The organism is Mesorhizobium sp. CNPSo 4684 (genome assembly GCF_057784315.1).
In genome coordinates this window covers 58,683-80,931 of record NZ_JBWLUX010000011.1, presented here as the reverse complement: position 1 = coordinate 80,931, position 22,249 = coordinate 58,683, and the positions used below count along the sequence as shown (strand labels likewise).

Annotated in this window: 23 protein-coding genes; 12 read left to right on the top strand and 11 right to left on the bottom strand. The window is 63.9% G+C overall.

The features are described from left to right. The first annotated feature begins 46 nt into the window (after window positions 1-46). Window positions 47-826: a helix-turn-helix transcriptional regulator gene (locus tag AC04SG_RS12110; protein ID WP_488551209.1), complete on the top strand. Its 780-nt coding sequence runs from the start codon at window positions 47-49 to the stop codon at window positions 824-826. Here the strand turns inward: AC04SG_RS12110 and AC04SG_RS12105 are convergent. Beyond that, window positions 823-1,764, bottom strand: coding sequence for a LysR family transcriptional regulator (locus AC04SG_RS12105; protein ID WP_488551208.1), 942 nt, complete (start codon window positions 1,762-1,764; stop codon window positions 823-825). The genes AC04SG_RS12110 and AC04SG_RS12105 overlap by 4 nt on opposite strands. Before the next feature lie 112 nt (window positions 1,765-1,876). On the opposite strand from AC04SG_RS12105, the gene AC04SG_RS12100 reads away from it, so the two are divergent. After that, a complete protein-coding gene (locus AC04SG_RS12100; protein ID WP_488551207.1) occupies window positions 1,877-2,269 on the top strand; it encodes a nuclear transport factor 2 family protein in 393 nt (130 codons plus the stop codon). A gap of 33 nt (window positions 2,270-2,302) precedes the next feature. Here the strand turns inward: AC04SG_RS12100 and AC04SG_RS12095 are convergent, their stop codons facing one another. The 3 genes from AC04SG_RS12095 to AC04SG_RS12085 all read right to left on the bottom strand — a co-directional run bounded on the left by AC04SG_RS12095 (window position 2,303) and on the right by AC04SG_RS12085 (window position 4,992). Continuing rightward, on the bottom strand, window positions 2,303-2,884 hold the full coding sequence (locus tag AC04SG_RS12095) for a DUF1349 domain-containing protein (RefSeq protein WP_488551206.1): 582 nt from the start codon (window positions 2,882-2,884) through the stop codon (window positions 2,303-2,305). Window positions 2,885-2,899: 15 nt separating this feature from the next. Beyond that, window positions 2,900-4,339 carry an aldehyde dehydrogenase family protein gene (locus AC04SG_RS12090; protein ID WP_192249448.1) on the bottom strand — a complete coding sequence of 480 codons (1,440 nt, stop codon included), beginning with the start codon at window positions 4,337-4,339 and terminating at the stop codon, window positions 2,900-2,902. 167 nt (window positions 4,340-4,506) lie between these two features. After that, complete coding sequence (locus AC04SG_RS12085) at window positions 4,507-4,992, bottom strand: hypothetical protein (RefSeq protein WP_488551205.1); 486 nt, start codon at window positions 4,990-4,992, stop codon at window positions 4,507-4,509. A 421-nt stretch (window positions 4,993-5,413) separates the two neighbouring features. Between AC04SG_RS12085 and AC04SG_RS12080 the strand changes: the two genes are divergently transcribed. Genes AC04SG_RS12080 through AC04SG_RS12060 form a run of 5 tightly spaced genes read left to right on the top strand, consistent with a single transcriptional unit; the run spans window position 5,414 to window position 10,239 of the window. After that, complete coding sequence (locus tag AC04SG_RS12080; RefSeq protein WP_488551204.1) at window positions 5,414-6,619, top strand: ROK family transcriptional regulator; 1,206 nt, start codon at window positions 5,414-5,416, stop codon at window positions 6,617-6,619. 14 nt (window positions 6,620-6,633) lie between these two features. Beyond that, complete coding sequence (locus AC04SG_RS12075; RefSeq protein WP_488551203.1) at window positions 6,634-7,713, top strand: Gfo/Idh/MocA family protein; 1,080 nt, start codon at window positions 6,634-6,636, stop codon at window positions 7,711-7,713. Beyond that, window positions 7,713-8,549, top strand: a complete 837-nt coding sequence (locus AC04SG_RS12070; protein WP_488551202.1) for a sugar phosphate isomerase/epimerase family protein — start codon at window positions 7,713-7,715, stop codon at window positions 8,547-8,549. Before AC04SG_RS12075 ends, AC04SG_RS12070 begins: the two co-directional genes overlap by 1 nt. Beyond that, entirely contained in the window at window positions 8,546-9,349 is an 804-nt protein-coding gene (locus AC04SG_RS12065) for an alpha/beta fold hydrolase (RefSeq protein WP_488551201.1), read from the top strand. The genes AC04SG_RS12070 and AC04SG_RS12065 overlap by 4 nt, the downstream gene beginning before the upstream one ends. Continuing rightward, complete coding sequence (locus AC04SG_RS12060) at window positions 9,346-10,239, top strand: ROK family protein (protein WP_488551200.1); 894 nt, start codon at window positions 9,346-9,348, stop codon at window positions 10,237-10,239. Before AC04SG_RS12065 ends, AC04SG_RS12060 begins: the two co-directional genes overlap by 4 nt. Before the next feature lie 19 nt (window positions 10,240-10,258). Here AC04SG_RS12060 and AC04SG_RS12055 read toward each other — a convergent pair whose 3' ends face one another. From AC04SG_RS12055 to AC04SG_RS12025, 7 genes are all read right to left on the bottom strand, one after another. Continuing rightward, entirely contained in the window at window positions 10,259-11,257 is a 999-nt protein-coding gene (locus AC04SG_RS12055) for an ABC transporter ATP-binding protein (RefSeq protein ID WP_488551199.1), read from the bottom strand. A gap of 15 nt (window positions 11,258-11,272) precedes the next feature. Beyond that, window positions 11,273-12,328, bottom strand: a complete 1,056-nt coding sequence (locus tag AC04SG_RS12050) for a Gfo/Idh/MocA family protein (RefSeq protein ID WP_488551198.1) — start codon at window positions 12,326-12,328, stop codon at window positions 11,273-11,275. Between the two features lies 1 nt (window position 12,329). After that, a complete protein-coding gene (locus AC04SG_RS12045; protein ID WP_488551197.1) occupies window positions 12,330-12,797 on the bottom strand; it encodes a DUF4304 domain-containing protein in 468 nt (155 codons plus the stop codon). Further along, entirely contained in the window at window positions 12,794-13,633 is an 840-nt protein-coding gene (locus AC04SG_RS12040) for a carbohydrate ABC transporter permease (RefSeq protein ID WP_436257785.1), read from the bottom strand. The genes AC04SG_RS12045 and AC04SG_RS12040 overlap by 4 nt, the downstream gene beginning before the upstream one ends. A gap of 10 nt (window positions 13,634-13,643) precedes the next feature. Further along, on the bottom strand, window positions 13,644-14,573 hold the full coding sequence (locus AC04SG_RS12035; RefSeq protein WP_488551196.1) for a carbohydrate ABC transporter permease: 930 nt from the start codon (window positions 14,571-14,573) through the stop codon (window positions 13,644-13,646). A gap of 248 nt (window positions 14,574-14,821) precedes the next feature. Continuing rightward, window positions 14,822-16,081: an ABC transporter substrate-binding protein gene (locus AC04SG_RS12030; RefSeq protein WP_488551195.1), complete on the bottom strand. Its 1,260-nt coding sequence runs from the start codon at window positions 16,079-16,081 to the stop codon at window positions 14,822-14,824. 2 nt (window positions 16,082-16,083) lie between these two features. Continuing rightward, window positions 16,084-17,040 (bottom strand): N-acetylmuramic acid 6-phosphate etherase, encoded by a 957-nt coding sequence (locus tag AC04SG_RS12025; protein ID WP_488551194.1) that lies wholly within the window; start codon window positions 17,038-17,040, stop codon window positions 16,084-16,086. Window positions 17,041-17,238: 198 nt separating this feature from the next. Between AC04SG_RS12025 and AC04SG_RS12020 the strand changes: the two genes are divergently transcribed. From AC04SG_RS12020 to AC04SG_RS12000, 5 genes are read left to right on the top strand one after another with little or no spacing between them, the layout of a single operon-like run. Further along, the gene (locus AC04SG_RS12020) at window positions 17,239-18,117 is read left to right on the top strand and encodes a glucosamine kinase nucleotide-binding domain-containing protein (protein WP_488551193.1); all 879 of its coding nucleotides are present in this window, start codon (window positions 17,239-17,241) and stop codon (window positions 18,115-18,117) included. Next, on the top strand, window positions 18,114-18,896 hold the full coding sequence (locus AC04SG_RS12015) for a GntR family transcriptional regulator (protein ID WP_112561221.1): 783 nt from the start codon (window positions 18,114-18,116) through the stop codon (window positions 18,894-18,896). Before AC04SG_RS12020 ends, AC04SG_RS12015 begins: the two co-directional genes overlap by 4 nt. Next, window positions 18,893-19,924 carry an SIS domain-containing protein gene (locus AC04SG_RS12010; RefSeq protein ID WP_488551192.1) on the top strand — a complete coding sequence of 344 codons (1,032 nt, stop codon included), beginning with the start codon at window positions 18,893-18,895 and terminating at the stop codon, window positions 19,922-19,924. The genes AC04SG_RS12015 and AC04SG_RS12010 overlap by 4 nt, the downstream gene beginning before the upstream one ends. After that, window positions 19,921-21,096: an N-acetylglucosamine-6-phosphate deacetylase gene (nagA, locus tag AC04SG_RS12005; protein WP_488551191.1), complete on the top strand. Its 1,176-nt coding sequence runs from the start codon at window positions 19,921-19,923 to the stop codon at window positions 21,094-21,096. Before AC04SG_RS12010 ends, nagA begins: the two co-directional genes overlap by 4 nt. A 9-nt stretch (window positions 21,097-21,105) precedes the next feature. Next, the gene (locus tag AC04SG_RS12000; RefSeq protein WP_488551190.1) at window positions 21,106-22,218 is read left to right on the top strand and encodes an NAD(P)/FAD-dependent oxidoreductase; all 1,113 of its coding nucleotides are present in this window, start codon (window positions 21,106-21,108) and stop codon (window positions 22,216-22,218) included. The last annotated feature ends 31 nt before the right edge of the window (window positions 22,219-22,249 follow it).

The window sequence follows — 22,249 nt, the reverse complement described above, 5'->3', positions numbered from 1 at the left end:
CCTAAAGACACAATGACTGCGCGGCTGACATCGCCGAGAAAAGGGCATGCGCATGAGCACTATCTGGGGGCCGCTGGCAAAGGCGATCGCCGCCACCAGTACGGACAGGCATGTCGACTGCCTGATCGACCTGATCGGCGCGGACATCGACCATGATCTGGTCACGGTGACGCGCTATTCGGCGACGCAGACGCCGGAATTCATCAAGCATCGGCGCTTCTCGGACGAAATGGTCCGGCGCTATCTCGATAATTACTACGTCTTCGACCCGTTCTACGCCTCATGGCGGCGAGAACGCCGGCTGGGCATCCTGCCGCTGAAGCGGCTCGCCGACGACGAGGCCAAGCGTGGCCAGTACATAGCCGGCTTCCTGGCGCAGTCGGAAATCTGCGACGAGGTCGGCATCATGCTGGCCGATGGCGGCGACTGGTGTCTGGGCATTTTCCTCGACCGCTCGACCTCATCGTTCAAGGACAGCGAGATCGCCCTGTTGGATGAGCGGCTGCCGGTGTTCGAAGCCCTGCATGCGCTCGACATCAAGGCGCGCGGCACCGAGTTCTCCCGCACCTCGGCGCCGACCGGCCCCGGCGCCTCGCCCCGGCAGGAGCCGACCATCCCGGCGAGCCTGTGGCCGGAACTGTCGCTGCGGGAGCGAGAACTTGTCCAGCTGATCCTGGCGGGACATCCGACGGCGAACATCGCCGAAAGACTCGGCATCACAGTCGGCACGGTGAAGAACCATCGCCGCCGCATCTACGAGAAGCTTGACATCACCACCGAGCGGGAACTGTTTTTGCAGTTTTTCCAGCATCGCGCGGACAGTTAAGCTCTGGAGTTGGTCGCCTCTGACGGACCCCGCGTCCCCCGGCGGATGGTATCGATGAGAGCGCGGAGCGCCGGCGCCATCTGCCGCTGTGCCGGATAACAGAGGTAGTAACCAGGAAAGGGCGCCGACCAGGCCTCGAGCAGCGGGACGAGGCGCCCTTCGGCGATATGCGCATCGATCAGCTGTTCGCTCGCGAAGGCGATGCCGAGCCCGGCGACCGCTGCCTGCACGCCAAAGTCCTTCTGGCTCGAGATGACGGGCCCTTCCACGGCGACCTCGAACCACTTGCCGTCCGCCATGAACTCCCACTTGTGCGGGGTCGCCTGGCCAGGCCATCGCCAGCCGATGCAACTGTGGGAGAGCAGGTCGCGTGGGTGAGCAGGCGTCCCGCGTCGCGCGAGATAGTCGGGTGAAGCGACCGCGGTCTGTCGCAGGTCGGGGCCGAGTTTCACCGCGATCAGATCCTTGTCGATGACCTCTCCGAGCCGGATAGCAACGTCATAGCCCTCGGCTACGATGTTCACCACGGTGTCGTCGAGCGTGACGTCGAGGATCACCTGCGGATAGGCATCGCTGAACGCCCGCAATATGGGCGTCAAATAAAGGCTGGCGGCATTGTGAAAGCAGTGCATCCGCACTGTCCCGGCGGGGTGGGCTCGGCTTTCGCTTGTTTCGCCCAAAGCCTCGCCAAGCTGATCGACGGCGGGCTTCACGCGCGCGAAAAGTTTGGCGCCGGCCTCGGTCAGGGAGACGCTTCGCGTGGTCCGATTGAACAGGCTGACGCCCACGCGCTCTTCGAGCCCGCGGACCATCTGGCTCAGGGCCGAAGACGACACACCGAGCTTTTCCGCAGCGCGACTGAAATTGAGAGAGCCCGCCACCGCGACAAACGCGCGGAGCTGGTTGAAGTCGCCAGCAGAGGGAAGGACAGGGTCCATGATCACCCGTGATTGAGTAGTTCAGCTAACAAGGCTGGTAAGGGCGGGCCGGTTAAACGCGGCCGCCGAACCCCTTATACCAAGCGCATTGCTAGACCTGAAGGGAGCCATCATGACCACGTCAGACATCCAATTGCCGGGAATAGATAAGTTGGCCGCTCTGGCTCAAACCTACTTCGATGCCGCCTATGACATGGACGCCGACAAGTTTGCTTCCATCTTCCACGAGGCGGCTTTTGTTACGCGGAAAGGGGAAAACGAGACTGTCGTCGTGATCCCTGTAGCCGCGTGGCTGGATACCGTTCGGACGCTGAAGCCCCCGCGAGAAGCCGGTGCCGAGCGCAAGGACCAGATTCTCTCGATCAACCTGGTGCGCGACACGGCGCTGCTCAAGATCAGCCTTCGAATCCCTCCGCGTGAGGTGACTGACCTGCTGTCGTGCTTCTTCCTCAACGGCCGCTGGCAAATCGTCCAGAAGGTGTTCAACGCCGAACCACTTCGCTGATCGATTCGACACCCGACCGGCCTCGGCAAGCCGTCAGTCGTGCAATTGCCTGGAAATCGGCGGGCCAACGGTAAAGCCGGAGAATGTGACTTCAAAACCTTCGCGTTGCGGCGAACAGCACATCATGCCGACATCGACAGATTTCGAGATCGGGAAATAGGCGAGCCGCACCGGCTTCCAGTGGCCATCGGTGGAGTCCAGATACTGGATGCGGATCGCCTCGGCGTGGCGGGTCAGACGGATGCGCACGCCATTCGGATCGCGGGGAATGCTGACCAGCGACCAGTCGGAGGTGTCGTTGGTGACGACAACGGAAAAATAGGCCAGCCCGTCGGTGTATTCGATGCCTGCCTTGATCCAGTGCGTTTCGCTCAGCCGCAGCATCAGCCCGGCCTGGTCGTAGAGCACCTTGTAGTCGCCCTTCACGGTGACCTCGGCACTGAAGTCACCCTCGACCGGCCGGTAGAGGAAATGGCCATTGTCACGCCAGAAACCGTAGAAGGTCTCGCGCCAGAAGTCGGTTTCCTTGCCGGTGCGTACATGCACCGTGTCGTCGCCGAACACATGGTGGGGCGGCGGGTTGAGCCAGGTCAGCTCCTCTCTCACCGATGTCATCGGTTCGCCCGCCGATTAGCCGGCAAATGTGTAGGCTGTCTTCACCGTGGTGTAGAACTCCGCGGCATAGCGGCCCTGCTCGCGCGGGCCGTAGCTCGAGCCCTTGCGGCCACCGAACGGGACGTGGAAATCGACACCGGCTGTCGGCAGATTGACCATCACCATACCGGCTTCAGAATTGCGCCGGAAATGCGTGGCGTGCTTGAGGCTTGAGGTGCAGATGCCCGAGGTCAGGCCGAAGGGGGTGTCGTTGGCCACCGCCAGCGCCTCGTCATAGTCCTTTACGCGGATGACGTTGGCGACCGGCCCGAAAATTTCCTCGCGCGAAATGCGCATGGCGTTGGTGCTCTCGGTAAACAGCGCCGGCCGGAGATAAAAGCCAGGCGTTTCGCGATCGAGCCGCTCGCCGCCGAAAGCAAGGTTGGCACCCTCCTGGCTGCCGATGGCGATGTAGTCCTCGTCCTGCTTCAGCTGGCTCGCATCGACGACAGGCCCGATCTGGGTCTTGGCGTCGAGCGCATCGCCGATGACGAGTTTGTCCAGGCGCTCCTTGAGTGCGGCGACGAAGCGGTCGTGAATGCCTTCGGTCACCACCAGGCGCGACGAGGCCGTGCAGCGCTGGCCGGTCGAGAAATAGGCGCCATTGATGGCGCAATCGACAGCTATGGCGAGGTCGGCGTCGTCGAGCACGACGAGCGGGTTCTTGCCGCCCATTTCGAGCTGGAACTTGCGCATGTGCTCGACGCTGGCCGCGGCGACGCGTTTGCCGGTGCCGACCGAGCCTGTGAAGGTGATGGCGTTGAGGTCGGGGCTGTCGAGCATGGCCTGGCCGACCACCGAGCCCTTGCCCATCACCAGATTGAGCACGCCTTTCGGCAGGCCGGCGCGATGCAGGATGTCGACAATGGTCCAGGCGCTTTCCGGCACGAGTTCGGCCGGCTTGAAGACGATGGTGTTGCCGTGGGCGAGCGCCGGGGCGATCTTCCAGGTGGGAATGGCGATCGGGAAATTCCACGGCGTGATGATGCCGACCACGCCGACGGCTTCGCGGGTGATCTCGACGCCGACGCCGGGCCGCACGCTGGGCACCAGCTCGCCCGACAGGCGCAGCGTCTCGCCGGCGAAGAAATCGAAGATCTGGGCGGCGCGGATGGTCTCGCCAATACCCTCGGCCAGCGTCTTGCCTTCTTCGCGCGACAGCGAGCGGCCGATCTCGTCTTTGCGGGCCATGATCTCGTCCGACGCCTTCTTCAGCACACTGTGACGGGCGAGCGGCGCCGAGCGCGACCAGGCCGGGAAAGCGGCCTTAGCCGCTGCAATCGCCTGCTTTGCCTGTTCGGCGCCGGCCGAGGCATATTCGCCAACGACATCGCCGGTATCAGACGGGTTGATGTTGCGCGAGCCGGCTTCGCCGACCCACTCGCCATCGATCAGGTTCTTGCGGAACAGGGTCATGTCGCGGTTTCCTTGTAATTGTTTACTGGCGGTGCCGTATGCCTGAATCATTTATCAGACAAATGACGACACTGTGAGGGCCGAAATCTGGCTGCGGACTGGATAGCCGATGGCGCGCCGCTGCGAAAGCTGCGACCTCAAAATGGACGATATGAAGCGGGCCTTTGTCAGGTCGGAAAAGACCAGAACAGGCAGGCCAGCGTCGCGGCTGCGAAGATGACGAAGAACAGGCTTCTAAGCAGGATGTTGCGGCGCAGCTCGTTCATGGTGAAATGGCTGCCGACGATGACCGCGGCGAACAGGAAGCGCCAGTTGACCAGCGCCCACAGCACGCTGCTTTGGCCGAAGGCCCAGCGGGCGACGAGGCAACCGACAATGGTGGCGAACAGGGCGATCACCGCCCAGAACAGCGCATCCGCCGCATGGGTGAGGACGATCCCGGCGGCCCGGATCGGCAGGATCATCATCAGCATGGCACTGAAGAAGTAGACGGCGGCGAGCGGCAGGAACGAACCGGCATCGGCAATGCCGTCCAGCCGCCTCACCCCAATCGCGCCATAGGGATAGCCGTGCCTGGCGACCGCCAGGCTAAGCGCCATGAGGAGTGCGGTGAATACTGCAACCAGTGCGAATGTACTAAGAGCCTTGCTCATGCCGTTCCTTGCTTTGAGGCCCGACCCGGGCCGAATCACGAGGAACGATTTTAGCGCACGGTCTAGGATTGCGCGTCAGCTTTGAGGCTGCCGAACGGCGCAGCCGACGATGACCGAGGGGCGGCAGTTGCGCAACGGTCTCGCGGACCGGCTCGCAACCCCCCAGCCGAGCGCGCCGCGTCGCGGCACGGGAAACTCCATCAGTTGCGCGTATTGCGCCCAACCGCCGACCGAGACGCGCTAGAACCGGCATCGCATCCTCCCCATGCCATTTGTAATTTTTGGATACAAATCATCGTTTGAAATTTGGGTCAATAGGCTTGGAACGCCAAATATTTGTTGCACCGCACCCTATTTTGGCTCTTTCAAACCGCATAGAAAGTAAATTAGTATACCGATCAAACAAATTACGGAGGAAAGCGTGCTGGTATCGACCGATCTTCGGCCGAATGAAACGCGGGCCCTTGCGGCGCTGTTTCGTGCCGGCGCGTTGAGCCGGGCAGCGCTGGCACGCGACCTCGGCCTGACCCGGTCGACCACCGGCGCCCTGGTGCTCGGCCTGACCGAAGCCGGTCTGGCGCGTGAGCGGTCGGATGAAGCTGATGACGAGCAAGACGGCGAGGGCCGCGTCGGCCGCCCCGGAATCCTGGTCGAGATCGAAGGCAATGGCGGCTTCTTCCTTGGCGCCTATATCGGCGTCAACTGGATCGCCGCTGTCGCTGTCGACCTTGCCGGCGCGCAGCGTGCCAGCGCCTCGAGAGCCTTTGCCGGCCCCGGCAGCACGCCTGAAGCCGCAGTCGCCATCATTAGGGAACTTGTCGCCGAGATCCGGTCGCAATTGCCTGAGGGTGCGCGTCCATACGGGCTCAACGTCGCCGTGCCCGGCTTCCCCGCTGCCGACGGCATTTCATACCATGCCACCATCCTTGGCTGGCATGGTGTCAATCTGGCCGAGCTGCTGGGCAACGCCTTTCGCGGCGATTTTCCAATCCTGCTGGAAAACGATGCCAATGCCGTCGCGGTGGCCGAGACATACCGGGCGCAGCCGGGAAAGGATGATGAGGATGCGCTGGTCATCCTGATCGAGAACGGCGTTGGCGGCGGCATCATCAATGCCGGCAGGCTGCATCGCGGCCGGCTCGGCGGCGCCGGCGAAATCGGGCATCTGCGCATCGGCGATGAAGGGTTTGTCTTCGACGCCAAGCGCCCGGGCCGGCTGGAATCCTATGTCGGCAAGGATGCTTTGCTCGCTCGCTACCTCCACATAAGCGGGCGGCGCGCCGGTGTGGATGAGTTTGTCGCAGCGCTTGCCGGCGGCGATCCGGCGGCCGTCGCCACTGCGCGCGACTGGGCGCTTTGGTTCGGCCGCGGCCTGGCGACTCTCGTCTGCACCTTGCAGCCGGAACGCATCATCCTCTCCGGCTCCGTCAATGCAATTTATCCCTTTGTCGCCGAACAGGTGGAAGCTTTCCTGCTGGACTTCCTCGCCGAAGGCTATCCCGTTCCCAGGATCGAACTGTCGCGCGTCGGCGCGGACGGTCCGGCGTTGGGCGCTGCCTGTCTGTTGCATCAGGCAGCTTTGTCGGGCGATCCGCAATTTCAACTTCGCGGCCTCGCCGCGCGCTAATCAGGAGAAATTCCATGCCTCGCAAAGACGAAAAGCGGCTGCGTGTCGGGGTGCTCGGCTGTGGCCCGATTGCGCAGGCAGCGCATTTCGAGTCCTGCACCAAGGCGCGCAATGCCGATCTCTATGCCATCTGCGATGTCGCCGACGATCTGCGCGACAGGATGGCGGCCACTTTCGCGCCCGAAAAATCCTATGCCGATTATGGCCAGATGCTGGCCGATCCCGACCTCGATGCCGTCATCATCGCGACATCGGATACGTTCCATGTCAAGGCAGCGGAGCTGGCATTGGATGCCGGCAAGCATGTGCTTTGCGAAAAGCCGCTGGGTGTTTCGGTCGAGGAAGTCGAGGGCTTGCGGGCCGCGCTCGACAAGAGCGGCAAGGTGCTCCAGGTCGGCCATATGAAGCGCTTCGATCCGGGCATCCAGGCGGCAAAGGCCTTCGTCGATGACGAGATGGGCGATCGGCTGGCGTTCAAAGGCTGGTATTGCGACAGCACCCATCGCTATCCCATGACCGATGCGGTGCAGCCGCTCATCATCACCAGCGCCAGGGCGCGCAAGCCTTCGGTCAATCCCAAGGCGGATCTGCGCCAGTACTACATGCTGGCGCATGGCAGCCATCTCCTCGATACCGCCCGCCATCTGCATGGGCCGATCGAGGCGGTTGAGGCCCGGCTCACCGAGCGCTATGGCGCCTATTGCTGGTTCGTCACCACCATCTTCGCCGACGGTACGGTCGGCCATCTCGACCTGACGGTCGCCGTTCGCATGGACTGGCACGAAGGGTTCCAGATCTACGGCCAGAACGGCAGCGTCCTCGCGAAGACCTTTAACCCCTGGTACTACAAGAGCAGCGAGGTCGACATTTTCCGCGAGGCCGATGGCAGTTGGCATCGCACGCTTGGCGCGGACGGTCACTTTTATCGCCGCCAGCTCGAAGGCTTCGCCGATGTCGTGCTGAACGGCGCGCCCATGGTCGGCGCCGGCATCGATGACGGCATCGCATCGGCCAGGGGAATGGCGGCAATCGCCCGCTCCGCTGCCGCCGGCGGCCGCGCCGTCAACCTCGCAGATGTTGACGGGGTTGTCTGATGCAGCTTGGGATTTTCGCCAAGACCTTCGCCGCCACCGGCGCCTTGCCGGTGCTGCGCGCGGTGGCGGATGCCGGCTACGCGGCGGCGCAGTTCAACATGGCGTGCCTTGGCCTGCCGTCGATGCCGGACAGCATCGAGCCCGGCGCGGCCCGATCCGTCGCCGTGGCGAGCGGTGAAACCGGCGTTTCGATCGCCGCGATCTCGGGAACCTACAACATGATCCATCCGGATCGTTCGGTTCGTGTGTCAGGTCTTGCCCGGCTTGAGGTGCTCGCCGCGTCATGTGCGGATATGGGCACCAGGCTCATCACGCTGTGCACCGGCACCAGGGATGCGCAGGATCAGTGGCGCTGGCATCCCGACAACGCCAGCGAGGCCGCCTGGAGCGATCTTCGAACGGAGATGGAAGCAGCGATCGCGATTGCCGACCGCTTCGACATCGAGCTTGGCATCGAACCGGAACTGGCCAATGTCGTTTCCAGCGCGCGGGCCGCCCGCCGCCTGCTCGACGAGATGAACAGCGCGCGCCTGTGCATCGTGCTCGACCCGGCAAACCTGTTCGAAGTGGCTGACAAAGCCGAGCGTCATCGCCTGATCGACGAGGCCGTCGATCTGCTGGCTGCAGAGATCGGCATGGCCCATGCCAAGGACCGCCATGCCGATGGCAGTTTTGCCGCCGCTGGACAGGGCGTGGTCGACTTCCCGCATTTCATTAGCCGTCTGAGAGCCGCCGGCTTCGACGGTCCTTTGATCACGCATGGTCTGACGGAAGCCGAGGCGCCGGATGTCGGTGCCTTCCTTCTCGGCGTCCTCGAAGAAAGCGGAAAAGCGTGAAAAGGACCTTCAGCCGCGATGGCGTCGACCTTGCCTACCGGGATGTCGGCGCCGGCCTCCCCGTCATCTTCCAGCATGGCCTTGGCGGTGATGAAGCGCAGGTCGCCGACGTGTTTCCCGACCTGCCGCAGACACGGCGGGTGACGCTCGAATGCCGTGGCCAGGGCGGATCCGGCTACGGGCCGTTCGAGCGGCTTTCGATCGCGACGTTTTCCGAGGACGTCGAAGCGCTGGCCGAGGCTATCGGCATCGGTCCAGCTGTCGTCGGCGGTATCTCGATGGGCGCGGCGCTGGCGCTGCGTCTGGCGGTGCACAAGCCGGCTCGCGTGCGCGCGCTGGTGCTCGCCCGGCCTGCCTGGGTGTCCCAGGCTGCCCCTGCCAATATGAAGCCCTACGCCGTGGTCGGCGATCTCTTGATGCGCCACTCGCCCGAGCATGCCATGCGTCTCTTCGATGAAAGCCCTGTATCAGCCGAACTGGCCAGGCTGGCGCCGGACAATCTCGCCAGCCTGCAAGGCTTCTTCACTCGCCCGGATCCGGTTCTGTTCGGCAGGCTGCTGATGGCAATTGCCGGCGACGGTCCCGGCGTCAGCGAGGCCGATATCCGAGCAATCACGGTTCCGACCCTGGTCATCGGTCATGACCATGACCTCGTCCATCGACTGGCCGACGCACAGGCGCTGGCCGGGCTCATCCCGTCGGCCCGGTTTTGCACCATCACCGCCAAATCGCAGGATCGCGAAGCCTACCGGCGGGAATTCCGCGCCTGTCTTTCGGAATTTCTGGAAACGCTCGCATGACCGACAATACGACGGATGACACGATCGCCGTGGTGGAGATCGGCGGCACGTCGGTCAAGGTTGGCTTCGCCGACCGCGGCATCCCGGTGGAGTTTTCCCGCACCTACCCCACGGCGCAGCTGCGCCAAGGCGCGCCCGTGACGGGGTTGGCCGATGCGGTCACCGCGGCCTGCCGCGATGCCGGCTTCAAGCCCGCGCGCGTCGTTGCGACCGTGCCGGGCTTCATCGACCGCGATTTCGACACGGTGCTGCACACGGCCAACATTCCCGAACTGAACGGTATCCGGCTGGGCACCGAACTGGCTTCGCGACTCGGCGTTCCCGTCCGGCTCGAACGCGACGTCGTGCTGCAATTGCTGGGCGAAAGCGTTGCCGGCGCGGTGAAGCGGCAAAAGGAGGTGCTGGCGGTCTATCTCGGCACCGGCATCGGTGCGGCCTATCTCGGCAAGGATGGCATTTTCAGGGGTGGCGGCTGGGCGCTCGAAATCGGCCATATGCCGATCTACCGACCCGGCGATGGCGAACCACCAAACCGGGTTGAGACCTACGCCTCAGGGGCAACGCTCGTCGAACTCGCGACGGACTACGATATTCCGGTGGCCGATCTTTTTTCGGCGACCGGGCAGCCGCCGTCGTTGCGCGAATGGCTCGATGAGATCGTCTGGCAGCAGGCGGTGACCATCGCAACGGCCGCCGCCCTGTTTTCCCCGCAGACGATCCTGATCGGCGGCGGGATCGTCGACATGAAGTCCTATCCCCGCCAGGCGCTCAAGCAGCGCATTGCCGAAAGCCTGCCGCATTCGCTTCTTGTCCAGCCCCTGGACATACGCTGGGTGGCCCTGGGCTGGCAGGCGGCCATCCACGGCGCGGTGCTGCTCGGCGCGGTGTGATCGCCCTGCCCGCAGCGGATTATTTGATCGTCTTGCCGTCCGCCCCGAACCGATACGTCTTCCCCGGCTCGGGCGTCGCATACAGCGTCGCGCCCGGTTCCGCGTCGTAGACGCCGAAAATGCGCACCGTTATCAGCCCGGCCTTTTCGCAGTCGAGATAGAGGTTGGTGTCGGCGCCGAGATGCTCGGCGTGGACCACCGTGCCTTTCCAGGCGCCGGACTTCGCATCGACGGTCAGATGTTCCGGCCGCACGCCAATGGTCTTGGCCGTCTCGCCCAGTCGCGCGCCATCGATGAAGTTCATCTTCGGTGAACCGATGAAGCCGGCGACAAATTCATTTGCCGGCGAATTGTAGAGCTCCATCGGGCCGCCGATCTGCTCGATCTTTCCCGCATTGAGCACGACGATCTTGTCGGCCAGCGTCATCGCCTCGACCTGGTCGTGGGTGACGTAGATCATCGTCGCCTTCAGCCGGCGGTGCAGCTGCGCGATCTCCAGCCGCGTGTTGACGCGAAGTGCTGCATCGAGGTTCGACAGCGGCTCGTCGAACAGAAACAGTTTCGGCTCGCGCACCACGGCGCGGCCGATGGCGACGCGCTGGCGCTGACCACCGGAGAGTTCGGCCGGCCGCCGCTCGAGATAAGGTTCCAGCGACAGCATCGACGAGGCGATGCCGATGCGGCGATCGATCTCTGGGGCGGGTGTACCGGCCTGCTTGAGGCCAAGGCCCATATTGTTCTTCACCGTCAGATGCGGGTAGAGCGCATAGGTCTGGAACACCATGGCGATGCCGCGTTTGGCGGGCGGCGTAGCCGAAACATCCGCGCCGTCGATCACCACCCGGCCCGAGGTCGAATCCTCCAACCCGGCAATGACCCTGAGTAGTGTTGACTTGCCGCAGCCGGACGGGCCGACGAAGACGACGAATTCGCCATCATTCACTTCGAGGTTGATGCCCTTCAGCACCTCGACCGGCCCGAAAGCCTTCTTCACATTTTCGATTACCAGCGAGCCCACGGCTTCGTCCTTGTTCTAGAGTTTGACGGCTGCGCCGCTGCGCACGCTCTCGTCGGCGGCAAGGCAGACGGCGAGCGATTTCACCGCGTCGTCCATGTGGCGGGTCAGGTCGATGTCTTCCCGGATCGCCTTCAGCACAAAGGCCTGTTCGAGATCGCAGAGATCCTGGTGGCCGGGTTCGCCTTCCATCGACAGCATCTCGTCCGGCCTGGCGAACTTGCCGTCCGGCCCGGTTGCGGCACTGTGCAGGCGGATGGTCGAGGTCTTGGTGTGGGTGTCGATATCGTCGGACTTCACGCCTTCCTTCATGACGATCGACACGCAGCCATTGGGCGAAATCACGTCCTTCACAAAGAAGGCCGTCTCCGAAATCATCGGCCCCCAGGCTGCCTCGTACCAGCCGACCGAGCCGTCGTCGAACAGCACCTGCAGATGACCGTAATTGTACATCGTCGGCGCCACCTCCTCGGTTAGCCGCACGCCCATGCCACGCACCTCGACCGGCTTGGCGTCGGTGATCTGCAGCATAACGTCGAGATAGTGCACGCCGCAGTCGACGATCGGCGACGTCGTCTGCATCAACTGTTTGTGCGTCTGCCAGGTCGGGCCTGACGATTGCTGGTTGAGGTTCATGCGGAAGACGTAGGGGCCGCCAAGCTTGCGCGCCTCGGCGATCAGCCGGACCCACGACGGGTGATGACGCAGGATATAGCCGATCACCAGCTTCTTGCCGTTGGCCTTGGCCGCGGCGACGACGCGCTTGGCGTCTGCAACTGTGGTCGCCAGCGGCTTTTCGACAAAGACGTGGCAACCGGCCTCGAATGCCTTCACCGCATAGTCGGCATGGCTGTCGGAATAGGTGGCGATGCAGGCGACATCGGGCTTTTCGTCGCGCAAGGCGTCGTCGAAAGAGCGCCTGATGCCATAGCCCGACAGTCCATCCGGCAGCGGCACGTCGGAGCGGTTGATCAGCGCCGCGATCTCAAACCCCGGATTGGTGTGATAGGCCAGCGCATGGCTGCGGCCCATATTGCCGAGCCCGGCGACGACGACACGAAGGGGTTGAGCCATTTCAATCTGCCTTTTCTTGCCTGCGGGCTTTGAGAGCTACTCTCACATTCGGGCCGTTCTCACCGGCGATCTGCAGAGCGGTCTCTTCGCTCTCGCAACGGGCCAGAAGCCCAAAGCCGTATGTATCGACCCCTTCTTTGATCAGAGAAGATCTCCGGTCATTCGGGATCGGATGATCCAGATTGAGCGCCCCTTCAAATGCCTTGGATTGCTCGCTAGTCATCAGAGAGTCGACTCGCCAGATGATGTGGCAATTGTATTCCTTCGGCCGGCGCTCCGGCCCAAGCCGCGTAAACCACACTGCTGCGTTCAGATAGAACTGTGGTCCCCAGGAAGACTTCTGAAGGTTCAGTACGCAAATCGTTTCCGGCCGCTCGCGATAGAAATTTTTGGCGCGAACGCCCCGGAATCCATAGCGGCTCGCTGTCTCTACAAGAGCCTGTACGATAGCCTCTTGCCCCCCACTCACTTGACGGCTCCGGAAGTGATGCCGCGGATCAGTTGCCGCGAGAAGATGACGTAGAGGATCAGCACCGGCATGATCGCCAGCGACAGGGCCGCCAAGATGGCGTTCCAGTTGGTGACGAACTGGCCAAGGAACAGCTGCGCGCCGAGCGTCACCGTCTTGGTCTCTTCCGACGGGGCCAGGATCAGCGGGAACCACAGATCGTTCCAGATCGGGATCATGGTGAAGACAGCGACCGTCGCCATCGAAGGCCTGACCAGCGGCAGCACCAGCCGGAAGAAGATGGTGTATTCCGACAGCCCGTCGATGCGGCCGGCATTCTTCAGATCGTCCGACACCTGCTTCATGAATTCCGACAGGATGAAGACGGCAAGCGGCAGGCCTTGCGCGGTATAGACCAGGATCAGCGCCGTCAGCGTGTTGACCAGCCCGCTCGCCACCATCAGTTGCAGGATGGCGACGGTGCCGAGCCGGATCGGGATCATGATGCCGAGCGCGAGGTAAAGCCCCATCAGCGTGTTGCCGCGGAAGCGGTATTCCGACAGTGCGAACGCCGCCATGGCGCCGAACAGAAGCACGAAGAACAGTGAGGCGACGGTGACGACCAGGCTGTTCTGGAAATAGTGGATGAAGTCGCCCTGGCCGATCACCGTGGTGTAGCCGATCAGGTCGAAGGTTTTCGGCGTCGGCGGCGTCAGCGGTTCGCTGAAGATGCCGGCGCGCGATTTGAACGAGTTCATGATGACCAGGATCACCGGGAACAGCGCGATTACCGTGTAGGTCAACAGGATCGCGTGGGCGCCGATGGTGCGGGGCAGTGAACGGGTGGCTAGGCTCATCTCTCGCTCCTCAGAACTGGTAGCGACGCAGGCGCGTCTGGACGAGGAACAGGTAGACGCAGACGCCGCCAAGGATGATCAGGAACATCATCGTGGCGATCGCAGCCCCCATATTGGGATCGCCGACCTGCAACTGGAAGCCGAAGAAGGCGCGGTAGAGGAAGGTGCCCAGAATATCGGTCGAATAGTTCGGCCCGGCGAGCGCCCCTTGCGCGGTGTAGATCAGGTCGAAGGCGTTGAAATTGCCGACGAAGGTCAGGATCGAGATGATGCCTATCGACGGCAGGATCAGCGGCAGCTTGATCTTCCAGAACTGCGACATGCCGGTAATGCCATCGCATTCGGCGGCTTCGATCACCTCTTCGGGGATCGACAGCAACGCTGCATAAATCAGCATCATCGGAATGCCGATGAACTGCCACACCGAGATCAGGCTGAGCGCGGTCAGCGCGTATTGCTCCTTGCCGAGCCATGGCGTGAACAGGCTTTTCAGGCCGACCAAGTCCATCAGGTGCGGCGCCACGCCCCATAGCGGCGACAGGATCAGCTTCCAGGCGAAGCCGACAATGACGAAGGAAAGGATGGTCGGCACGAAGATCGCCGTGCGGTAGAAGGCGGCGAACCTCAGCCGCGGGCTGGACAGCAATGCCGCCAGCATGACGCCGATCGGGTTCTGCACCAGCATGTGGATGATGAAGAACCAGACATTGTTGCGCAGCGCATTCCAGAAATTGACCGACCAGTTGGGGTCGCCGAACAAGGTGCGGAAATTGTCAAAGCCGACGAAGACCTGGTGCTGCTCGATGTTGCGGAACAGCGACAGCTGCAGCGTCCCGGCCAGCGGCAGGATCATGATCGCCGTATAGACCAGCAGCGCCGGCGCCAGGAAGACGCCGATATGCCAGCGGATCGGTCGTTTCGGTCGTGTTTCTGCGGCCATGAGTGCGGTCCCTGCCTATCCACGGTCTGGGCAAAAATGCTCCCACGTCGGCGCTGCCCCTCACCCTTACCCTCTCCCCGTGAAGAACGGGGAGAGGGGGTCGCCAGCGCTGGAGCGCATCCCTTCTCCCCGTCACTATACGGGGAGAAGGTGCCGGCAGGCGGATGAGGGGCGGCGCCGTCGTTGGCAGTTGATGCTATCGAAAAATGCAGGGCCGTCCACTTGGAACGACCCTGCTCGTTGAGCTCTTATTTCGCCGGCTTATACCAGCTGTCGAGGCCGTCCTGCAGCTTCTTGGCGGCAGCTTCCGGCGTATCGGTGCCGTTGATGACGTTGGCCGATTCAACCCAGGTCTCGTTTTCCAGGTTCGGCGTGCCGCGCGACAGGATCTGGTAGGTCGAGCGGATCGTCGACTTGCACTTGTCGCGCCAGGAGACGAATTCCTGCGCCAGCGGGTCTTCCATCTTCACCGGGTTGGAGTTCAGGCTGAAGAAGCCCGGCAGTGCGTTGGCGTAGATGGTGGCGAAGTCCGGTGAAGCGACCCAGGACAGGAAAGTCTTGGCCGCATCGGCATTCTTCGACGCTGCGTTCAGGCCCATGCCGATATCGGTATGGTCGGAGATGTAGCAGGTGTCGCCGGCCTTCTCGACCGGCGGCGGGAAGGCGCCCATCTTGAACTGCGCCTGGGTGTTGAACAGGCCGATCTCCCACGAGCCGGCCGGGTAGATGGCGGCGCGACCAAGCGTGAACAGGTTCTGGCTGTCCGGGTAGGTCTGGGCTTCGAAACCGTCGCCGAGATAGGGCTTCCATTTGGCCAGTTCGGCATAGGGCGCGACCCAGTCGGCGTCGGTCAGCTTCTGCTCGCCTTTGATCAGTGCCTGGCGGCCTTCCTCGCCCTTCCAGTAGTTCGGGCCGATGTTCTGGTAGCCCATGGTCGCGGCTTCCCAGAGATCCTTGGTGCCCATCGCCATCGGAATGTAGGTGCCGTCGGCCTTGATCTTGTCGAGCGCGGCGAAGAATTCGTCACGCGTCGTCGGCACCTTGATGCCGAGCTTGTCGAAGGCGTCCTTGTTGTAGATGAAGCCGTGAATGACCGAGGCCATCGGCACGCAGAAGCTCGACTTGCCGTCGTCGGTCTGCCAGGCGGCCTTGGCGACGGGCGAGAAGTTTTCCATGCCGGGCAGCGCCGAGAGATCGGCGAGATTGCCCTTCTTGAACAGTTCGAGCGACTTGTCGAACGGGCGGCAGGTGATCAGGTCGCCAGCCGAGCCGGCGGCGAGCTTGGCGCCGAGCGCTGCGTCATACTCGGTCGGAGCCGACGGCGCGAACACCACCTTGATGCCCGGGTTCTTGGCTTCGAAGGCCGGGATCAGCTTGTCCTTCCAGATGGTGAGGTCGTCGCCGCGCCAGCTTTCGATATTGAGCGTTACGTCAGCGGCGTGAGCCAACCCGGCGGTGCCGAGAATGCTGGTGCCGAGAAGCAGTGCCGTCAGTAGCTTCGTTGTCATGCTTAGTCTCCCTGTTGACCTTTTTCAGGTTCGGTTTTGAGAACAGGGGCCTTCGCGCCCTTGTTCCCCTCGATCGCGGAAAGGGCTGGCCTGAGCTTCTGGCCGGTCCCTTCCAGTATCTTCTCGGCCACATCGGCGTTGGCAGCGCCGGCGGCGAGCAGAATGGCTGTCTTGACAACGCCGCCGCTCGCTTCGAGCAGGCGCGCCGCAGCGTCCTTGTCTTGGCCGCTGATGGCGGCGACGATGCGTGCCGCGCGGTCGCGCAGCTTGATATTGTCGGCGGTGAGATTGACCATATAGCCGTCATGGACATGGCCGAGATGGATTGCGGTCAGCGTCGACAGCATGTTGAGCGCGATCTTCTGCGCGGTGCCGGCACCCATGCGCGTCGAGCCGGCAATCACCTCCGGCGGTGTTTCCAGCAGGATGCCGACATCGGCCAGCTTGAGCAGCGGCGTGTCCTTGTTATTGGCAATGGCGATGGTCGCCGCGCCCCGGCCACGCGCGTCCTTCAAAGCCTGGACCGCATAGGGTGTCGAGCCGCTGGCCGAGATCGCGATCAGACAGTCGTCCTTGCCGATGCCGGCGCCGGCAATTGCCGCCGAGGCTTCGTCGGTGTCGTCTTCCGGCCCGCCGGCCAGCGTCTTGAAGGCCTCGTCGCCGCCGGCGATCAGGATGACGATGCGCTCGCGCTTGATGCCGAAAGTGCCGGGCAATTCCAGCGCGTCGGCCAGCGCCATCAGGCCGGAGCTGCCGGCCGCCGCATAGGCAAGCTTGCCGCCGCCGTTCAGCCGGCCGGCGATGATCTCGGCCGCGGCAGCGATGGCAGGAATGGCGTCGCGGACTGCCTTGGCGGCCTCGATCTGCGCATCAGCCAAAGAAGAAAGGATGGTGTCCGGGGCCTGGATGTCCAGTCCCTCGGCATTCCTGTGAAGCGCTTCGGTGCGCGGTTCGGCCATCCCTGTCCCTCCGATGACGGAACAATACCAAAAAAATACCACTTGTCCACACGCATTAACGGATTTAGGTGTCAGAAATCGCTGAGCCGACGAAATGTCTAGTTTTTTCAATAAAATACGCCTTAATCTTTTTGAAACGGAAATTAATCCTTGGCTATTGGTATTTTATTGGTATTATCCGCCCCGAGGAGAAATCGCGTGAATTTCGTGCTCGGTATCGATGGCGGCGGCACCAGCTGCAGGGCAGCCCTTGCGACAGGCGATGGCGCTGTCATTGGCCGTGCCAAAAGTGGCGCCGCCAACATCCGCACCGATCTCACCGGCGCCAGGACCCATATTGTCGAGGCGGCACGGCAGGCATTCATCGCCGCAGGGCAAGACCCGGACCTGATCCCGCAGACACCAGCCATTCTTGGCCTTGCCGGCGCCAATGTCGGCACCTATCGGCAGCAACTCGAAGCAATCCTGCCATTCAGCATCAGCCGCGTCGAGACTGACGCCGAGATCGCGCTCGAAGGGGCGGTCGGCTCGGGCGATGGCGCCATGGCCATCCTCGGCACCGGCACCGCCTATATGGCGCGCAAGGGCGGCACATCGCGTGCCATAGGCGGCTGGGGCTTCCAGGTCGGCGACCAGGGCAGCGGCGCGCGCATCGGCCGCGATTTGCTCGAACAGACGCTGCTCGCCCATGACGGCGTCCGCCCGGGCTCGCCCTTGACCGACAGCATGATGGCGACCTTCCGCAACAATCCCGAAGACGTGGTCGAATTCACCACCAACGCCAAACCGGGCGATTTCGGCGGCTTCGCGCCCAAGGTGTTCGAGCACGCCGGGAAGGGCGACGCCGTCGCCAACTGGATCGTCGACAAGGCGGTCGGCGATGTCGAAGCGTCGCTCGGCGCCCTCGACCTTTCGCACGATGCCCCGCTCTGCCTGCTCGGCGGGCTGGCGCCGCTTTATGCGCCGCGCCTTTCCCAGCGCTACCAGGCGCTGCTGAAGGCGCCGCTCGACGATGCGCTGGGCGGCGCCGTGCAGATGGCGGCTCGCATCTTCGCCAAAGCGGAGGCGGCGCGATGAGCGAGGCCGCCGACCAGATCTTCGCCACGCTGAAGCAATCGTCGCAAAGCGGCGCGCCGCTCTATCTGCAGCTGAGGAAAAGCATCGAGGACGCGGTCAATCGCGGTCTGATCGGGCCAGGCGACGCGCTGCCGTCGGAGCGCGACATCGCGACCAAGGCCGACATTTCCCGTGTCACGGTGCGCAAGGCGGTCCAGGACCTGGTCAAGGGCGGCATATTGGTGCAGCGCCACGGTTCCGGCACCTTCGTGGCGCCGCGCATGGAGCGCGTCGAGCAATCGCTGTCGCGGCTCACCTCCTTCACCGAGGACATGGCCCGGCGCGGCATGGCGGTGCGCTCAGCGTGGCTCGACCGCGGCCTCTATGCGCCCTCGCCCGACGAGATGATGGTGCTCGGCCTGTCGTCGAACGAGTTGGTGGCGCGTGTGTCGCGCCTGCGCATTGCCAACGACACGCCGCTGGCCATCGAGCGCGCCTCGCTGTCGGCCAGCGTGCTGCCGGACCCCGCCGGGATAGGCTCTTCTCTCTATGCGGCGCTGGAGTTGACCGGCAACCGCCCGGTGCGGGCGGTGCAGCGCATTTCGGCCGCCAATCTCGGCGACGGTGACGCGCGCCTGCTCGAAGTGCCGCCAGGCATTGCCGGACTGCACATTGAACGCATTTCCTATCTGGCGAGCGGCAAGGTGATCGAATTCACCCGTTCCATCTACCGGGGCGACGCTTATGATTTCGTCGCCGAACTGCGGCTGACAGGGCCGAGCGAAGAGGGCCGACCATGATCCCCAACACCACCCATATGCGGCGCGAGATCGACGAAATCCCGCAAGCCGTCGCGCGCCTGCTCGACGGCTCGGCGGCGGTGCTGACCGAGGCCGGACGCGGCATTCGCGAGCGCGATCCGAGCTTCATCGTTACCGTCGCGCGCGGCTCGTCCGACCATGCCGCCACCTTCATGAAATATGCCGTCGAGCTGACCGCCGGTCTGGCCGTGGCTTCGGTCGGCCCGTCGATCGCCTCGATCTATGGCGCCAAGCTCAAGCTCGCCGGCTCGGCCTGTCTGGCGATCTCGCAGTCAGGCAAGAGCCCTGATATCGTCGCCATGGCCGAGACGGCCAGGGCCGGCGGATCGCTCACCGTCGCCATCACCAACACCGCCGATTCGCCGCTGGCACGGGCATCGGATTTTGCCATCGACATCCTGGCCGGGCCGGAGCGCAGCGTCGCGGCGACGAAAACCTTCGTCAATTCGGCCGTGGCCGGGCTGGCGCTGATGGCGCATTGCACCGGCGACGACAAGCTGCTGGCCGCCCTCGCCCGCCTGCCCGAACACTTCAGCAAGGCGATCGCCTGCGACTGGATGGCTCTGGCCGGCGCGCTGGAGACGCCGCAATCGCTGTTCATTCTCGGCCGCGGCCCGTCCGCGGCGATGGCCAATGAGGCGGCGCTGAAATTCAAGGAGACCTGCGGCATGCATGCCGAGGCCTATAGTGCTGCCGAAGTCATGCACGGCCCGCTGGCATTGGTCGGGCCGGGCTTCCCGGTGCTGGCGCTGGCCGCTCGCGACGCCTCGGAGCCGTCGGTGGCCGAGGCCGCCGACAACCTTGCCGGCAAGGGCGCCGCCGTCTTCGTCACTTCGGACAAGGCGAGGAGCGCGCAATCCCTGCCCCATGTCGCCACCGGCCATCCCTTGACCGACCCGCTGACGCTGATCGTGTCCTTCTACGGCTTCGTCGAGGCCTTCGCCCGCCATCGAGGCCTCGATCCGGATGTACCGCGCAATCTGCGCAAGGTGACGGAAACCGTATGAGCGACCGTTTTGCCCTGACTGGCGCCCGGATTTTCGACGGCGACGACTGGCATGATGACGCCGCCCTTGTCGTGCACGGCGATGCGGTCGAAGGCATTCTTCCCGTCGGCGCTGTTCCGTCAGGCGTTGCCCGGATCGACACCGGCGGCGGCATGCTGGCACCCGGCTTCGTCGACCTGCAGGTCAATGGCGGCGGCGGCGTGATGCTCAACGACCATCCCGATGTCGCCTCGCTGGCAACCATATGCCGGGCGCATGCGCCGTTCGGCACCACGGCGCTGCTGCCAACCCTGATCACCGATACGCCTGAGATCACCGCCGCGGCCATTGCCGCCGGCGCTGAAGCGGCACGGCAGAAGCTGCCGGGGTTTCTCGGCCTGCATCTCGAAGGCCCGCATCTCTCGGTCGCCCGCAAGGGTGCGCACGACCCGGCGCTGATCCGGCCGATGACGGATGCCGATCAGGCTGCCCTGATCGCGGCGCGCAAAAATCTGCCGGTGCTGCTCACGACGATCGCGCCGGAATCCGTCGAGCCCGCCCGGGTCGCCGCACTTGCCAAAGCCGGCATCGTCGTCAGCCTCGGTCACTCCGACACCGGCTACGCCACGGCCAGAGCCTTTGCCGACGCCGGCGCCAGTGTGGTCACCCATCTGTTCAACGCCATGAGCCAGATCGGCAACCGCGAGCCGGGACTGGCTGGTGCGGCCATCGACATAGGCGGCCTGTCCGCCGGCATCATCGCCGACGGCATCCATGTCGACCCGGCCACCATGCTGATTGCGCTGCGCGCCAAGCAGGGACCGGGCAGGATCGTGCTGGTCACCGACGCCATGGCGACGATCGGCACCGACATGACCTCGTTCACCCTCAACGGCCGCACCATCTATCGCAAGGATGGCAGCCTGCGGCTGGCCGACGGCACGTTGGCCGGGGCCGATCTCGATATGATCTCGGCCGTCCGCTATGTGCACAGAATTGTCGGGCTGGATCTGTCGGAGGCCTTACGGATGGCTTCGCTCTATCCGGCGAAAGCCGTCGGCCAGGCGCACCGGCTCGGCCGCTTCGCCAACGGCACCGCGGCCGATATCGTCGCCCTGTCGGACGATCTCGACGTCAAGGGCGTGTGGATCGGCGGCGACAGGGTTTTTGCAGGTGCGGACAGTCGGCGCTAAAGTCCATCAATGCATGATGTCGATTGCATTGTTGCCGGGGCGGGTGTGGTCGGCCTCGCCATTGCCCGTGCGCTGGCGCTGGCGGGCCGTGAGGTGCTGGTGGTCGAGAAGGCCGCAGCCATCGGCACGGGCACCAGTTCGCGCAACTCGGAAGTCATCCATGCTGGGCTCCATTATGCGCCGGGCAGCTTCAAAGCCCGGCTCTGCGTCGCGGGTCGCGAGCGCCTCTATGCCTACTGCCGCGAGCACGGCGTCGCCCACCGGCGCACCGGCAAACTGACCGTTGCCGTCGAACCCAACCAGTTGGACAGGTTGCAGGCAATCCAGATCAACGCGGCGCAATGCGGAGTCGCTGACCTCACGCTGTTGACGCGCGCAGAGGCCGAAAAGCTTGAGCCCGCGCTGACCTGCGCCGGCGCGTTGCTGTCGCCGTCGACCGGCATCGTCGACAGCCAGGCGCTGATGCTGTCGCTGCGTGGTGACGCGGAAGCCGCTGGCGTATCCTTCGCGCTGCTCACGACTGTTACCGGCGCGGCCATCGAAGCCGACGGGATCCGGATCGACACGCGTGACGCCGATGGTGAGGGGTTCCGTCTCAAGGCCGGTGCCTTCATCAACGCCGCCGGCCTCGACGCCCAGGCATTGGCCAGACGCATCGAAGGCTTCCCGCAAGACCTCGTTCCGCCGCTATGGCTGGCGCGCGGCAACTATTTCGCGCTGTCCGGCCGCTCGCCCTTTTCGCGGCTTATCTATCCGGTGCCAGTCCATGGCGGTCTTGGCGTTCACCTGACCCTCGACCTCGGCGGCAGCGCGCGCTTTGGCCCCGATGTCGAATGGATCGATCGCGTCGACTATACCGTCGATCCCGGCCGAAGCGCCGCCTTCTACGAGGAGATCCGGCGCTACTGGCCCGGCCTTGCCGATTGCGCATTGCACCCCGCCTATGCCGGCGTCAGGCCAAAACTGTCCGGTCCAGGCCAGCCGGTGGCAGATTTCATCATCCAGGGCCCGGCCGAGCACGGCGCTGGGCCGATCGTCAATCTGTTCGGCATCGAGAGCCCCGGCCTGACGGCGAGCCTGGCAATCGCCGACCATATTGTGGAGCTGCTCAGCCTGAAATGACAGGGCTGCGGCTGTTGTCGTCTCAAGCTAT

Coding starts and splice junctions, on each gene's coding strand:
- AC04SG_RS12010 (WP_488551192.1), top strand. CDS start 18,893: ATGATCCCCAACACCACCCATATGCGGCGCGAGATCGACGAAATCCCG.
- AC04SG_RS12000 (WP_488551190.1), top strand. CDS start 21,106: ATGCATGATGTCGATTGCATTGTTGCCGGGGCGGGTGTGGTCGGCCTC.
- AC04SG_RS12025 (WP_488551194.1), bottom strand. CDS start 17,040: ATGGCCGAACCGCGCACCGAAGCGCTTCACAGGAATGCCGAGGGACTG.
- AC04SG_RS12050 (WP_488551198.1), bottom strand. CDS start 12,328: ATGGCTCAACCCCTTCGTGTCGTCGTCGCCGGGCTCGGCAATATGGGC.
- AC04SG_RS12100 (WP_488551207.1), top strand. CDS start 1,877: ATGACCACGTCAGACATCCAATTGCCGGGAATAGATAAGTTGGCCGCT.
- AC04SG_RS12040 (WP_436257785.1), bottom strand. CDS start 13,633: ATGAGCCTAGCCACCCGTTCACTGCCCCGCACCATCGGCGCCCACGCG.
- AC04SG_RS12095 (WP_488551206.1), bottom strand. CDS start 2,884: ATGACATCGGTGAGAGAGGAGCTGACCTGGCTCAACCCGCCGCCCCAC.
- AC04SG_RS12035 (WP_488551196.1), bottom strand. CDS start 14,573: ATGGCCGCAGAAACACGACCGAAACGACCGATCCGCTGGCATATCGGC.
- AC04SG_RS12070 (WP_488551202.1), top strand. CDS start 7,713: ATGCAGCTTGGGATTTTCGCCAAGACCTTCGCCGCCACCGGCGCCTTG.
- AC04SG_RS12075 (WP_488551203.1), top strand. CDS start 6,634: ATGCCTCGCAAAGACGAAAAGCGGCTGCGTGTCGGGGTGCTCGGCTGT.
- AC04SG_RS12060 (WP_488551200.1), top strand. CDS start 9,346: ATGACCGACAATACGACGGATGACACGATCGCCGTGGTGGAGATCGGC.
- AC04SG_RS12085 (WP_488551205.1), bottom strand. CDS start 4,992: ATGAGCAAGGCTCTTAGTACATTCGCACTGGTTGCAGTATTCACCGCA.
- AC04SG_RS12030 (WP_488551195.1), bottom strand. CDS start 16,081: ATGACAACGAAGCTACTGACGGCACTGCTTCTCGGCACCAGCATTCTC.
- AC04SG_RS12110 (WP_488551209.1), top strand. CDS start 47: ATGCGCATGAGCACTATCTGGGGGCCGCTGGCAAAGGCGATCGCCGCC.
- nagA (WP_488551191.1), top strand. CDS start 19,921: ATGAGCGACCGTTTTGCCCTGACTGGCGCCCGGATTTTCGACGGCGAC.
- AC04SG_RS12090 (WP_192249448.1), bottom strand. CDS start 4,339: ATGACCCTGTTCCGCAAGAACCTGATCGATGGCGAGTGGGTCGGCGAA.
- AC04SG_RS12105 (WP_488551208.1), bottom strand. CDS start 1,764: ATGGACCCTGTCCTTCCCTCTGCTGGCGACTTCAACCAGCTCCGCGCG.
- AC04SG_RS12015 (WP_112561221.1), top strand. CDS start 18,114: ATGAGCGAGGCCGCCGACCAGATCTTCGCCACGCTGAAGCAATCGTCG.